This is a genomic window from Neisseria uirgultaei (assembly GCF_962719845.1).
GTDB classification, from domain to species: domain Bacteria; phylum Pseudomonadota; class Gammaproteobacteria; order Burkholderiales; family Neisseriaceae; genus Neisseria; species Neisseria bergeri.
In genome coordinates this window covers 12852-27018 of the sequence record NZ_CAUIYF010000018.1, presented here as the reverse complement: position 1 = coordinate 27018, position 14167 = coordinate 12852, and the positions used below count along the sequence as shown (strand labels likewise).

Sequence of the window (14167 nt, the reverse complement as noted above, 5' to 3'; positions counted from 1 at the left end):
CCAGCCAGCCAGCCAGCCAGCCAGCCAGCCAGCCAGCCAGCCAGCCAATTATACACCAAATTAACCCGAAAAAGACAAGAAATCTTTTTTAATCAAACGCTTGCTTTTGATGAAATCGATAGGCTTTTTGACGCAAAAGCATTCTCAAAATTCTCTCGCTATACCGCAGACGGCAAACAAGCCGTTGGCGAAATCAAACGACATTCAGACGGCACACCCGCCGAAAATCTTATTATCAAAGGCAATAATCTGATTGCCCTGCATTCGCTTGCCAAACAGTTTAAAGGCAAAGTGAAGCTGATTTATATTGATCCGCCATATAACACGGGCAATGACGGTTTCAAATACAACGACAAATTTAATCATTCCACTTGGCTGACTTTTATGAAAAATCGGCTGGAAATCGCCAAAGAGCTGCTTATGGAAGACGGTTCGATTTTTGTGTCGATTGACGACAACGAACAGGCATATTTGAAAATTTTAATGGATGAAGTTTTCGGAAATGAAAATTTCATCTGCAATTTTATTTGGGAAAAAAAGACAGGTGCGTCCGATGCCAAACAGATAGCGACTATTACAGAGTTTGTCTTATGTTACTCAAAGAACTTTAAAACAGTTAAATTAAATAAAAACACGTCTTCTTATGATACAGAGAGATACAAATTAAGTGATAAGTTTGAACAGGAAAGAGGTAAATATTATATCGACAATTTAGATAGAGGGGGATTGCAGTATAGTGACAGTTTGAATTTTGCAATCCAATGTCCAGATGGCACTTTTACGTATCCGAATGGCAGGACTGAATTTGTCAATGATGGCTGGATATGGAAATGGAGTAAAAATAAAATTGATTGGGCAATAACAAACGGTTTTTTGGAGTTTAGAAAATCAAAGTCTAAAAAATCTGGATGGAGTGTATGTTATAAAAACTATATGTTGGTTGATAACGAAAACAAGCCGATAGAACGTTCTGCTCCCTATAAGAACTTAATACAGGATATCTTAAATACACATGCGACAGATGAATTGAAAAAACTGTTCGGCAGCAAAGTTTTTACTACTCCAAAACCTGAGAGCTTATTGCAGTATCTTATTCAAATTGCCACATCCGAATCCGACATCGTCTTAGACTACCACTTGGGTAGTGGCACAACCGCCGCCGTTGCCCACAAAATGAACCGCCAATACATCGGTATTGAACAAATGGACTATATTGAAACGCTTGCCGTTGAACGCTTGAAAAAAGTGATTGAAGGCGAGCAAGGCGGTATTTCCAAAGCCGTGAATTGGCAAGGTGGTGGCGAGTTTGTCTATGCCGAGCTTGCTCCATTTAACGAAACCGCAAAACAACAAATTTTGGCTTGCGAAGATTCAGACGGCATCAAAACACTGTTTGAAGATTTATGCGAACGCTATTTCTTAAAATACAACGTCAGCATAAATGAATTTAGTCAAATCATTCAAGAGCCTGAATTTCAATCTTTGCCATTAGACGAACAAAAACAAATGGTGCTTGAAATGTTGGATTTAAATCAAATGTATGTTTCATTATCCGAAATGGATGACGAACAATTTGCAGGCTGCCTGAATGATGACGATAAAGCATTAAGCCGTGCGTTCTATCAAGCGGAGAAAAAAGATGGCGAATAATAAAACGTTGTTTGAAGTGATTGAAAATGAACGTAAAGCGGTTAAAAAATACAAGCCTGAATTACTTGAAATGCCTGAGTTTACGTCCAAAAACTTAAAATATGATTTTTTTGAATGGCAAAAATCCGCCCTTGAAAACTTTTTGATTTTTGACCGCACTTCAGAGCTAGACGATTTCCCTGATTTAAAAAATAAGCCAACGCATTTGCTATTTAATATGGCAACAGGTGCCGGCAAAACGATGATGATGGCGGCGTTGATTTTGTATTATTTTGAAAAGGGTTATCGGCATTTTCTGTTTTTTGTGAATCAAAACAATATCGTGGATAAAACGGAAAATAATTTTATTGACCCGACGCACGCAAAATTTTTATTTACCGAGAAGATTTTGCAGGGCGATACGGTAATTCCCATTCACAAAGTGGAAACGTTCAGCCCACATTCAGACGGCATTGAAATTAAATTTACCAGCATTCAAAAACTGTATAACGATATTCACACCGAACGGGAAAACCAAACCACATTGGCGGATTTGCACGGTTTGAACCTTGCAATGCTGGGCGATGAAGCACACCATTTAAACGCGCAAACCAAAAGCAAAAAACAAGGCGAATTAGATTTAGAAAAGGAAATGAACGACCGCACTAGCGATGCCGAAATTGAACGCAAAGGCTGGGAGCATATGGTTTTGGAATTGTTGCTCAATAAAAATGGCAATCCCGGCCAAAATGTGCTGTTGGAATTTACCGCTACGCTGCCTGAAAATGCTGAAGTGCAACAAAAATATGCGGATAAAATCATCACAAAATTTGGCTTAAAAGAGTTTTTGCAAAAGGGTTATACCAAAGAAATCAATTTGGTATCTAGTACGCTGAATAAGAAAGAGCGGGTATTACACGCTTTATTGTTTGCCTGGTATCGCCATCAAATTGCGTTGAAATATGGCATTGCCAATTTCAAGCCTGTGATGTTGTTTAGAAGTAAGACGATTGATGAATCAAAAGCGGATTATTTGGCATTTTTAAATTGGGCAGAAAATGTGCAAGCGGATGATTTTGAGTTTTTGGATACGTTTTCAGGCAGCCTGAATAATAGCGACAACGCCAACGAACAAGGCAAAACCCGCACCGAACAAGCCCTAAAATTTATGCAGGAAAATGGCTTTGAGTTTGCACATTTGGCAAATTGGGTGAAACAAAATTATCAAAAACATAATGTGATTATTACCAACTCCGAAACCAACAAAAACAAAACTGAAAAAACCGACAGCGAAACGGAAAAATTGCTGAATAATTTGGAAGCGGCTGATAATCCAATCCGTGCCATTTTTACGGTGGATAGATTAACCGAAGGTTGGGACGTTCTGAATTTGTTTGATATTGTGCGTTTGTATGAAGGGCAAAACGGTGGCGGTTCAAATAAAAAATCGGGCAAAACGGCTGCCGCCACCGTATCGGAAAAGCAGTTGATTGGTCGTGGCGTGCGTTATTTTCCATTTGCGTTTGAAGATAAACAGCCGAATAAACGCAAATTTGACAACGATATGCAACACGAATTGCGTATTTTGGAAGAATTGTTTTATTACACGCACGATGAGCAATCCCGCTATATTTCAGAACTGAAAAACGAGTTGCGAAAAGACGGTTATTTGCCTGAAAAAGACGATGATAAGGTATTGGCAACATTTAAACTCAAATCTGAATTTGCCGATAATAAGGATTTTAGAGAATTGTTAATTTGGGCAAATAAAAAAATCCCCAACCCAAACGCCAAAAGCAATAATGCATACAGTCTGCAAGCCAATCCGCAAACGCTTTCATTCCAAGTTCACAGCAATCAACTGTTGCAGGAAACGCAATTTACAGCCGATGAAAATGATGAAACAGCCCGACAAATCGGCACACAAAATAATTTTACTCAAACCATAAAAATGAGTGAAATGGAGCGGCATATTTTCAATAAAGCATTACATATCAAAGGGAAAAACAGTCAATCTTTATTCCATTTTGACCGCCTGCAAAGCAAACTCAATATTCAAAATCGCGATGAATTGCAAAATAAATTGTTGAAAGACTGGCAAATTGAATTTTTAGGATTAGGGCAAGACAAACAGGTTCGCCCGGATGACAAACTTGCAGGCTGCCTGAAAATCTTGGAAATAGTTGAAAAACATCTCAATGAAAGTGATATACCGTTTATCGGTACAAAAGAATTTACGCCTAAGAAATTGGGGGAAATTTTCGGTACGCCAAAACAAAAATGGGTCAAAAAAGATGATGTAAAAACGACTATTGCCACGCAAAATGATTGGTATGTGATGGATAATTTTGCTGGAACGAGTTTGGAAGAAGCGTTAATTCAATTTATTTCAGCGCGTTTGGGCGATTTGAAATCTCAATATGACGTTCATTTAATCCGTAATGAAGAAGTGTTTAAATTGAATAACTTTGCCGATGGTGAAGGATTTATGCCGGACTTTGTTTTATTGCTGAAAGATAAACAAAAATCTTCTTCCGACAGCGTGGACGGCTTTTTGCATTACCAAATTTTCATTGAACCGAAAGGCGGGCATTTAGTGGAAAATGATTCGTGGAAAGCAGCTTTTTTAGAGGCAATCACAGTGGAATATGGGAAGGATAAAATCCTGCAAAAAGATACACCGCATTATCGTTTGATCGGTTTACCGTTTTTTACTGATCATCAGAAAAATGGACAATTTACGGAGTCATTCCCTTTAGGTGCGGCATCGCTTGAAAAAATAGAGTAGTGCATTGCAGGCAACCCCGTTTGACAAAACTTCCTTTACAAAAGGGCGTTTTGTCAGATATTTAATCAACACATTATTAAAATACAGCCAAATTTTAATGCCGTCCGAACCCTGTGTTCAGACGGCATCATATTTTTCAGTATCTAAACCGTTTCCCTGCCCCAATCTTTACCCCTTAAAATCGAGGCATCGACATCTTGAATATCGCGGTGTCCCGTAAACGCCATAGATATATCCATTTCTTTATACAGGATTTCCAGCGCACGGGTTACGCCTTCTTCACCATACGCACCCAAACCATACAGAAACGCCCGGCCTATCATCGTACCTTTCGCGCCCAAAGCCCACGCCTTCAAAATATCCTGACCGCTGCGGATGCCGCTGTCCATCCAAACCTCGATGTCGCTGCCGACTGCGCTAACGATGTCGGGCAAGGCTTTGATGGCGGACACAGTATCGTCGAGCTGGCGGCCGCCGTGGTTGGAAACGACTAATGCGTCCGCACCGCTTTTCGCTGCTTTTTCCGCGTCTTCAGGTTCCATAATGCCTTTGATAATCAGCTTGCCGCCCCACAAATCTTTAATGCGGGCGACGTCGTCCCAGCTCAGGCGCGGGTCGAATTGTTCGGAAGTCCATGAAGACAGCGAGGACAAATCGCCGACGTTTTTGGCGTGTCCGACGATATTGCGGAACGTGCGGCGTTCCGTGTTCAGCATTTTCATGCACCATTCGGGCTTGGTCGCCAGATTGATTAAATTGGCGATGGTCGGTTTCGGCGGCGCAGACAGGCCGTTTTTGATGTCTTTGTGGCGCTGACCCAAAACCTGCAAATCGGCGGTCAAAACCAATGCCGAACATTTGGCATCCTTCGCGCGCTTAATCAGGTTTTCCATAAACTCGCGGTCGCGCATCACATAAAGCTGAAACCAAAACGGCGCGCTAGTGTTCTCGGCAACGTCTTCAATCGAGCAGATGGACATGGTCGAGAGCGTAAACGGAATGCCGAACTTCTCCGCCGCCCGCGCCGCCAAGATTTCGCCGTCAGCGTGCGCCATGCCGGTAAAACCCGTCGGCGCAATCGCCACCGGCATTTTCACATCCTGCCCGATCATTTTAGTCTCAAGGCTGCGTCCCTCCATATTGACCAATACTTTTTGACGGAAGCGGATATCTTTGAAATCCGAAGTATTTTCCCGATAAGTCGTTTCCGTCCACGAACCCGAATCGATGTAATCGTAAAACATACGCGGCATTTTGCGCTTGGCAACGCGGCGCAAGTCTTCGATGCAGGTCATTTTGCTCAAATCACGTTTCATCTTGTTTTTCCCTGTTTGACAGCCTGATGGAGTATGCCGTCTGAAACCGCTTGAGCTTTCAGACGGCATTTCAGGCAATACCCAAATAAATCACTAAGATTTAGATAATCTATATCAATATCAAAAATAAATCAAATTGTTTTGAAACCGCTTGCCGGCAAAACGCCCCAACCGCCGCTCCTCAAAAAACATAACCAACTGATTCAAAAAACCAAACAAATAAAGCAAAATCAGACTATACCGCCATTTAAACAAACAATCGGCAACAGCTCCTCCATACTTGACTGAAACACTCAGATATTGGACAATTCCGCCCACTATAAAAAAGCCGACACGGGCAACCACCACCATGAGACTGACCACCAAAGGGCGTTTCGCCGTTACCGCTATGCTGGATTTGGCGATGAACGCGCAAACCGGCGCCGTCAAACTCAGTGCCATCAGCGAACGCCAAAACATATCCCTCTCCTATCTCGAGCAATTGTTCGGCAAACTCCGCCGCGCCGGACTGGTTGAAAGCCTGCGCGGACCCGGCGGCGGCTACATCCTCGCCGCCCCTCCCGCACAAATCAACATCGCCCAAATCATTTCCGCCGCCGAAGACCGGCTGGACGCGACCCAATGCGGCAGCAAAGCCAACTGCCACCACGGCGCGCCCTGCCTGACGCACGACCTTTGGGAGAATTTAAACAAAACCATCAACGACTACCTCGGCAGCGTTACCCTGCAAAGCATCATCGAACAGAAAAACAGCGGCGACAGCAGCCGCGTCGTCCAATTTACACACATCCATTAAATAACACCCGAAAAAGAAAGAGCAAACCATGACCGTCAAAACCCCCGTTTACCTCGACTACGCCGCCACCACACCCGTTGACAAACGCGTTGCCGAAAAAATGATTCCCTATCTGACCGAAACCTTCGGCAACCCCGCCTCCAACAGCCACGCATTCGGCTGGGAAGCAGAAGAGGCCGTCGAAAAAGCCCGCGCCGACATCGCCGCCCTGATTAACGCCGACCTCAAAGAAATCGTCTTCACCAGCGGCGCGACCGAGTCCGACAACCTCGCCATCAAAGGTGCGGCAAACTTCTACAAAACCAAAGGCAAACACCTCATCACCGTCAAAACCGAACACAAAGCCGTACTCGACACCATGCGCGAACTCGAACGCCAAGGTTTTGAAGTAACCTACCTCGGCGTGCAGGAAAACGGTTTAATCGATTTGGAAGAACTCAAAGCCGCCATCCGCGACGACACCATCCTGATTTCCGTGATGTGGGTGAACAACGAAATCGGCGTAGTGCAAGACATTCCCGCCATCGGAGAAATCTGCCGCGAACGCAAAATCATTTTCCACGTCGATGCCGCCCAAGCCTGCGGCAAAGTGCCTGTCGATGTCGAAGCCGCCAAAATCGACCTGCTGTCCATGTCCGGCCACAAAGTGTACGGTCCCAAAGGCATCGGCGCACTGTACGTCCGCCGCAAACCCCGCGTCCGCCTCGAAGCCCAAATGCACGGCGGCGGCCACGAACGCGGCTTCCGCAGCGGCACATTGCCGACCCACCAAATCGTCGGTATGGGCGAAGCCTTCCGCATCGCCAAAGAAGAACTCGAGCAAGACATGGCGCACTACCGCAAACTGCGCGACATCTTCCTCAAAGGCATCGAAGGCATCGAAGAAGTCTATATCAACGGCGACCTCGAACACCGCGCCCCGAACAACCTGAACGTCAGCTTCAACTTCGTCGAAGGCGAAAGCCTGATTATGGCGGTGAAAGAACTCGCCGTATCCAGCGGCTCCGCCTGCACCTCCGCCTCGCTCGAACCCAGCTACGTCCTGCGCGCATTGGGCAGAAATGACGAATTGGCACACTCGTCCCTGCGTATCACCTTCGGCCGTATGACCACCGAAGAAGAAGTGCAATTCGCCGCCGAACTGATTAAATCCAAAATCGGCAAACTGCGCGAACTGTCGCCGCTGTGGGAAATGTTCAAAGACGGGATTGATTTGAACTCGATTGAATGGGCGGCGCATTAAAAGCAGCCTGCACTCGGCAAAATGGAACGCGGATGTCCATATTCGCGTTTTAAGTTGCTGGAAAAGCATCTGAATGACTATACACACGTGCTTCGTTTAATAATTGGATTATAGTTAAGTCAACGGGCTTTTAATGTAGTTACATAGTTAGAACAATTCCAAAAGGTAAGTATTACGGTAACAAATGGTAATATCTGTAGATAAACAAGGAGTAAAGATGAATAATACTAATACTATAAAAGTAACATGGTATGAGAAAACCGTTGAATATGCGTTTGCACGAAAATTTTTAGAAGCCGCAGCAATGCCACTATCAGGCACTGCAGAAAAGGTTGGTGATGCGATATTTTATGAAGGAAATTCATTTTTTATTATTGAATTCAAGCGTGGCTTGAATTTAGAGCAAGAAAGAGAGAGCGAGAGAAATAAATATTCTAATCTTGAGGAAGCAATCGAGAACATACAGGAAAAATATCCTGCGTGTAAATCACATTTCGTTATTTGGGGGTATTTAGATAAAAAACTAAAGCTTGAGTTGAGGGCGCAAACATATATTGATTTTATAGGCGAAGGGCTTGGTTTCGAACCTTATGGTAAACCATGGGAGTTAAATTGTTATCCATGTGAATCAAATTCGTTGTGTCGATATTTCCAACCATTGAATAATTTAATACAACTAAAAGAGTATTTACAAGTATTGATTAATGAAAAGAAAAGTTCATCAAAAGATAGTTCTAGCGTTGATTATGGGAATATTTTAATTGTAGATAAGGACGGTAACGCTTGTGCTTTATCTGATAGAGAAGTTTTGCAAAAACTAGAATTAAAATTTCCAACTGATACACCTTCTTCCACCTCCTCTCTCTCCTTGAGCATGTAATGATAAAGCTAGCAAACGTAGGTAGATTAGGTTAAAAAACAATAAATCCGTTAAACCGCCCGAAATGTTAGTTTTGACAACCCAACCCGTACAAAAACAAAAAAAGGTCGTCTGAAACCTCAAAAAGACCCTTTCAGACGACCTAAAAGCCACCACATTAAAATCAAGGATACAAAACCATGAACGAACAAGATTTAGATTTGGACAATCTCGACAACCTGCTTGAAGATTTTGACGGCGTTACCGTGGAAGGCGGCGTCGATTCGGAAAACGACGACGGCTGCGAAGGCGGCGCGTGCAAAATCTGACTCATGCCGTCTGAAAACCGGCAAACAAACCACTTAAACCATCAAAAAACATTAAGGAAACCACATCATGGCATACAGCGATAAAGTAATCGACCACTACGAAAACCCACGCAACGTCGGCACTTTCGACAAAAACGACGAGTCTGTCGGCACCGGTATGGTCGGCGCGCCCGCCTGCGGCGACGTGATGCGCCTGCAAATCAAAGTGAACGATGAAGGCATCATCGAAGATGCGAAGTTCAAAACCTACGGCTGCGGTTCCGCCATCGCTTCGTCCAGCCTGATTACCGAGTGGGTCAAAGGCAAAAGTCTGGATGACGCGCTGGCAATCAAAAACAGCGAAATCGCCGAGGAATTGGAATTGCCGCCGGTAAAAATCCACTGCTCCATTTTGGCGGAAGATGCGGTAAAGGCAGCCGTTGCCGACTACCGCAAACGTCAGGAAAACAGATAAACCCCTTCAGACGGCATCGTCCCGCAATGCCGTCTGAACCGCCCGCCGCTTCGGTTCTTTCCGGGGCGGCTCAACAAGGAAGAAATATGATTACCCTTACCGAGAATGCCGCAAAACACATCAATGACTATCTCGCCAAACGCGGCAAAGGCTTGGGCGTACGCTTGGGCGTGAAAACCAGCGGCTGCTCGGGTATGGCGTACAACCTTGAATTTGTCGATGAAGCCGACGGCGACGACCTGATTTTCGAAGGACACGGCGCGCGCATTTATATCGATCCGAAAAGCTTGGTTTATCTGGACGGCACGCAAGTCGATTACACCAAAGAAGGTTTGCAGGAAGGTTTCAAATTTGAAAACCCCAATGTCAAAGACTCCTGCGGCTGCGGCGAGAGCTTCCACGTTTAAGGCATAAAAACGGCGGGACAGTATCAAAACCGTCCCGCCATTTTTTCGCTTCCTGCCTGTTGTAGCTGCCTTTGCCTTTCCTTTTCCGTTCCACCTTGTACCGGAACAAATCAGATTTCACTAAGGCTTTTAAAGCATTGTCACGTATTTTGCCTTTATTGTGCTGCACTTTGCCGCCCATATTCAGTCCTTTTGTTTAAGAAACAGCAGATTATAAGGCAAAAACAGTTTTCTGCCAAAATCTTACATTTATCATTCTACTATGTCCCAATATTTCACCCTCTTCCGGATTGAACCCGCCTTCGATATCGACACCGAAAACTTGGAACAAACCTACCGCGCCTTGGCTGCCCGCTTCCATCCTGACAAATTCGCTTCAGCTTCCGCCTTCGAGCAAAAACAGGCTGTGATGATGTCGTCCACCATCAACGATGCCTACCGCACCTTGAAAAACCCCATCGACCGCGCCGCCTACCTGCTGAAGACATCGGGTATCAATGCCGACGCGCCAGAGCATACCTCTTTCGCCCCCGAATTTCTTATGCAGCAAATGGAATGGCGCGAAACGCTGATGGAGGCACGGGCGGGCAAAGACCTTGAATCCTTGAAAAATCTCGATAACGAAATCCGCGCCGAACAAGAAAAACTGTTCTGCGGTCTGAAACAGTCATTCGCGCGCCAAGACTGCGACACCGCCGCACAACAAGTCCGCCAAGGCAGGTTTCTCGACAAACTCCGCAACGAAATCTCCTCCGCATTATAATCCGCACCGCGTTTCAGACGGCATACCCGCTTCATACGCCATGCCGTCCGAACATAGGGCTACCCGCCCACAACAGACAAAAGCCGTGGAGGAACATCAAAAAAAAATAACATTTTTGTGGGAGGCAATGCCGAACCTCCGCCTGCATCCGTTTTTTAATGACGTGCGCCAGCGTTTCGGCATTGCCCCCATTCTATCCTTTACCGGCAGAAAAGCCTTCTTCGGACGGCATGCCAAAATCGGCATCAGCTTCGGCAAAGACCGTCCCGAAAGCACACATACCTGCACATCAAACTTTTTCAATCCGCCCGTTTTTCCTCCTCGCATTCCCATCCGAAAATATACCGTCTTCACCCACCTGTTCCTCCAAATCGAAAAACGCCAATACGTCCCACCAATCACCGTCATCGGCACGATACGCCATCACAACAATTGAACGATTATGTTAATGCGCGGCCGAGTATCTTTAAGCTGGAAAATGCTAAGGATAATTTGAGTCATCGCTATGAGAAACCAGGTATTGATGACTTAGAAGATATTAGAGATGATATGGAAAAATTTTTAACGACAGGAAAATAAAATGAGACTAGATCCTTATAAAAATGATATCGACATGCAGGTTGTTCGGGCGAACAGACTAGGCGATATCAAATTTCTGCAAAAAACGGCAGACAGCGGCCAGTTTGATCCTTTGAAAATCACGCCGTCTGAAAAATGGAGCTATCTGCACCGCATTAATATGAATCCTCACAGTCCTTCACCGCTAGAAACCGTCCGGTTCTATCTGGACAAAGGCGTAGCAGTCAATGCCCAAGATATATACGGCATGACTCCACTACATTACGCCATGCGTGCCAGAAACGGCGATGCAGCATTAGCGTTGCTGGAGGCAGGAGCAAATCCGAATATAGCCGATGAAGACAATATGATTCCTCTAGCAATGATAGGCTATATGCCCGAACGATTAGATGTTTTGAAAGCTATGCTTGATAGTGGTGCTAATGTTCATTTTTTTAATGGAAACGAAACAGTTATAGACAGCTATCGCTCAGATTCAGAACCGGAGCTAATGCCTATCGTGGCATTAATGGAGCAATATGCGTAAGAGACAAAAAGAAGCAAGGCGAAGGCGGCTACCACATCTTCCCCTCCGTCCCGTTTTCCTATGGAAAGGATTATGCCCCGATGCCGTCTGAAATGCCGCCTGTACAAATTTGTGGAAGCCGGACGCTTCCCTCCGCATTTTGCCCGCGCCTTTCAGACGGCATATCCGGCCGCCGCACCGTTTCATGTTGAAATATGCTAAAATAAGCAACAATTTTTTGCCATACGAAACATTGAAACCATGACCGACGCAACCATCCGCAACGACCACAAATTCGCCCTCGAAACCCTGCCCGTCAGCCTTGAAGACGAGATGCGAAAAAGCTATCTCGACTACGCCATGAGCGTCATTGTCGGGCGCGCGCTGCCGGACGTGCGCGACGGTCTCAAACCCGTACACCGCCGCGTGCTTTACGCCATGCACGAGCTGAAAAACAACTGGAATGCCGCCTACAAAAAATCGGCGCGTATCGTCGGCGACGTCATCGGTAAATACCATCCGCACGGCGATTCCGCGGTTTACGACACCATCGTGCGCATGGCGCAGGATTTCTCGATGCGCTACGTCTTAATCGACGGTCAGGGCAACTTCGGTTCGGTTGACGGCGACGGCGCTGCGGCGATGCGTTATACCGAAATCCGCATGGCGAAAATCGCCCACGAAATGCTGGCGGACATCGAAGAAGAAACCGTCAATTTCGGTCCGAACTACGACGGCAGCGAACACGAGCCGCTGGTGTTGCCGACTCGCTTTCCCGCGCTGTTGGTCAACGGCTCGTCCGGTATCGCCGTCGGTATGGCGACCAACATTCCGCCGCATAACCTCACCGACACCATCAACGCCTGTCTGCGTCTTTTGGACGAACCGGAAACCGAAATCGACGAATTAATCAATATCCTGCAAGCCCCCGATTTCCCGACCGGCGCAACCATCTACGGCTTGAGCGGCGTGCGCGAAGGCTATAAAACCGGCCGCGGCCGCGTCGTTATGCGCGGTAAAACCCATATCGAACCCATAGGCAAAAACGGCGAACGCGAAGCCATCATCATCGACGAAATTCCGTATCAGGTGAACAAAGCCAAGCTGGTGGAAAAAATCGGCGAACTGGTGCGCGAAAAAACGTTGGAAGGCGTATCCGACCTGCGCGACGAATCCGACAAATCCGGTATGCGCGTCGTTATCGAATTGAAACGTAACGAAAACGCCGAAGTCGTTTTAAACCAACTCTACAAACTCACCCAGCTTCAAGACAGCTTCGGCATCAATATGGTTGCCTTGGTTGACGGTCAGCCGCGCCTGTTGAACCTGAAACAGATTTTGGCGGAATTCCTGCGCCACCGTCGCGAAGTCGTTACCCGCCGCACCCTGTTCCGCCTGAAAAAAGCGCGTCATGAAGGCCATATCGCCGAAGGTAAAGCCGTCGCCCTGTCCAATATCGACGAGATGATTCAGTTGATTAAAGAATCCGCCGACGCGCCCGAAGCCAAAGAAAAACTGCTGTCCCGCGCATGGCGCAGCGGCTTGGTGGAAGACATGCTGAGCCGTACCGACCTCGACCTGCGCATGGCGCGCCCCGAAGGCCTGCCCACCAACCTCGGCTTACAGGAACAAGGCTATTATCTGAGCGAAATCCAAGCCGACGCCATCCTGCGTATGAGCCTGCGCAACCTGACCGGCCTTGACCAAGAAGAAATCGTCGGCGATTACAAAAACATCATGGCAAAAATCATCGACTTTTTGGACATTTTGGCGAAACCGGAACGCATCACCCAAATCATCCGCGAAGAATTGGAAGAAACCAAAACCAATTTCGGCGACGAACGCCGCAGCGAAATCAACCCGTTCGGCGGCGACATTGCCGATGAAGACCTGATTCCGCAACGCGAAATGGTCGTTACCCTGACCCACGGCGGCTACATCAAAACCCAGCCGACCACCGACTATCAGGCGCAGCGTCGCGGCGGGCGCGGCAAACAGGCGGCGGCCACCAAAGACGAAGACTTCATCGAAACCCTGTTCGTTGCGAACACGCATGACTATTTGATGTGTTTTACCAACCTCGGCAAGTGCCACTGGATTAAGGTTTACAAGCTGCCCGAAGGCGGACGAAACAGCCGCGGCCGTCCGATTAACAACGTCATCCAGTTGGAAGACGGCGAAAAAGTCAGTGCCATCCTCGCTGTCCGCGAATTTCCCGAAGACCAATACGTCTTCTTCGCCACCGCACAAGGCATGGTGAAAAAAGTCCAACTTTCCGCCTTTAAAAACGTCCGCGCCCAAGGCATCAAAGCCATCGCATTAAACGAGGGAGATTACTTGATAGGAGCATCACGTACCACTGGTTCAGATGATGTAATGCTATTTTCTAATTTAGGTAAAGCTTTGAGATTTAGTGAATCCAACGATGAAGTAATCAAGCAATTAGTCGAATTATATGAACCTTTTATACATCAATTTAATGAACGAAGCAGCGCAAAC

At 46.4% G+C, this 14167-nt stretch carries 14 protein-coding genes and 1 pseudogene; 12 read left to right on the top strand and 3 right to left on the bottom strand.

All coding sequences use genetic code 11. The features are described from left to right. Nucleotides 1-1650 (top strand): site-specific DNA-methyltransferase (locus tag Q9J32_RS09160; RefSeq protein WP_304675420.1); only part of this gene is annotated, 1650 nt, incomplete at its 5' end. Beyond that, nucleotides 1640-4417, top strand: coding sequence for a DEAD/DEAH box helicase family protein (locus tag Q9J32_RS09155; RefSeq protein ID WP_301883335.1), 2778 nt, complete (start codon nt 1640-1642; stop codon nt 4415-4417). The genes Q9J32_RS09160 and Q9J32_RS09155, both read left to right, overlap by 11 nt. 143 nt (nt 4418-4560) lie before the next feature. On the opposite strand, the gene Q9J32_RS09150 is transcribed toward Q9J32_RS09155, so the two are convergent. Together Q9J32_RS09150 and Q9J32_RS09145 are read right to left on the bottom strand one after the other, a co-directional pair. Beyond that, nucleotides 4561-5733 carry an alpha-hydroxy acid oxidase gene (locus Q9J32_RS09150; protein WP_002213180.1) on the bottom strand — a complete coding sequence of 391 codons (1173 nt, stop codon included), beginning with the start codon at nt 5731-5733 and terminating at the stop codon, nt 4561-4563. A 120-nt stretch (nt 5734-5853) separates the two neighbouring features. Further along, nucleotides 5854-6084, bottom strand: coding sequence for a hypothetical protein (locus Q9J32_RS09145; RefSeq protein ID WP_123196138.1), 231 nt, complete (start codon nt 6082-6084; stop codon nt 5854-5856). On the opposite strand from Q9J32_RS09145, the gene iscR reads away from it, so the two are divergent. From iscR to iscA, 6 genes are all read left to right on the top strand, one after another. Beyond that, nucleotides 6083-6529 (top strand): Fe-S cluster assembly transcriptional regulator IscR, encoded by a 447-nt coding sequence (gene iscR, locus Q9J32_RS09140; RefSeq protein ID WP_301673271.1) that lies wholly within the window; start codon nt 6083-6085, stop codon nt 6527-6529. The two genes, Q9J32_RS09145 and iscR, sit on opposite strands and share 2 nt — an antisense overlap. 28 nt (nt 6530-6557) lie before the next feature. Next, nucleotides 6558-7772: an IscS subfamily cysteine desulfurase gene (locus tag Q9J32_RS09135; RefSeq protein ID WP_301883340.1), complete on the top strand. Its 1215-nt coding sequence runs from the start codon at nt 6558-6560 to the stop codon at nt 7770-7772. Between the two features lie 217 nt (nt 7773-7989). After that, nucleotides 7990-8652 (top strand): hypothetical protein, encoded by a 663-nt coding sequence (locus tag Q9J32_RS09130; protein ID WP_301883343.1) that lies wholly within the window; start codon nt 7990-7992, stop codon nt 8650-8652. A gap of 179 nt (nt 8653-8831) precedes the next feature. Next, nucleotides 8832-8960, top strand: coding sequence for a hypothetical protein (locus tag Q9J32_RS09125; RefSeq protein ID WP_002234986.1), 129 nt, complete (start codon nt 8832-8834; stop codon nt 8958-8960). A 67-nt stretch (nt 8961-9027) separates the two neighbouring features. Then, a complete protein-coding gene (gene iscU, locus Q9J32_RS09120) occupies nt 9028-9414 on the top strand; it encodes a Fe-S cluster assembly scaffold IscU (protein ID WP_002213175.1) in 387 nt (128 codons plus the stop codon). 86 nt (nt 9415-9500) lie between these two features. Next, the gene (iscA, locus tag Q9J32_RS09115; protein WP_002216984.1) at nt 9501-9821 is read left to right on the top strand and encodes an iron-sulfur cluster assembly protein IscA; all 321 of its coding nucleotides are present in this window, start codon (nt 9501-9503) and stop codon (nt 9819-9821) included. Here the strand turns inward: iscA and Q9J32_RS09110 are convergent. Beyond that, a complete protein-coding gene (locus Q9J32_RS09110; RefSeq protein WP_301883348.1) occupies nt 9781-10002 on the bottom strand; it encodes an alternative ribosome-rescue factor A in 222 nt (73 codons plus the stop codon). The genes iscA and Q9J32_RS09110 overlap by 41 nt on opposite strands. 81 nt (nt 10003-10083) lie before the next feature. Between Q9J32_RS09110 and hscB the strand changes: the two genes are divergently transcribed. The 4 genes and pseudogenes from hscB to gyrA form a co-directional block, all read left to right on the top strand. Beyond that, nucleotides 10084-10584: a Fe-S protein assembly co-chaperone HscB gene (gene hscB / locus Q9J32_RS09105; RefSeq protein ID WP_301883349.1), complete on the top strand. Its 501-nt coding sequence runs from the start codon at nt 10084-10086 to the stop codon at nt 10582-10584. 127 nt (nt 10585-10711) lie between these two features. Beyond that, entirely contained in the window at nt 10712-11020 is a 309-nt protein-coding gene (locus Q9J32_RS09100; protein ID WP_003751092.1) for a hypothetical protein, read from the top strand. A gap of 144 nt (nt 11021-11164) precedes the next feature. Continuing rightward, a complete protein-coding gene (locus tag Q9J32_RS09095; protein WP_301883351.1) occupies nt 11165-11689 on the top strand; it encodes an ankyrin repeat domain-containing protein in 525 nt (174 codons plus the stop codon). A 240-nt stretch (nt 11690-11929) separates the two neighbouring features. After that, nucleotides 11930-14098: pseudogene (gene gyrA, locus Q9J32_RS09090) on the top strand (DNA gyrase subunit A); the annotation flags it as partial. Nucleotides 14099-14167 lie beyond the last annotated feature (69 nt).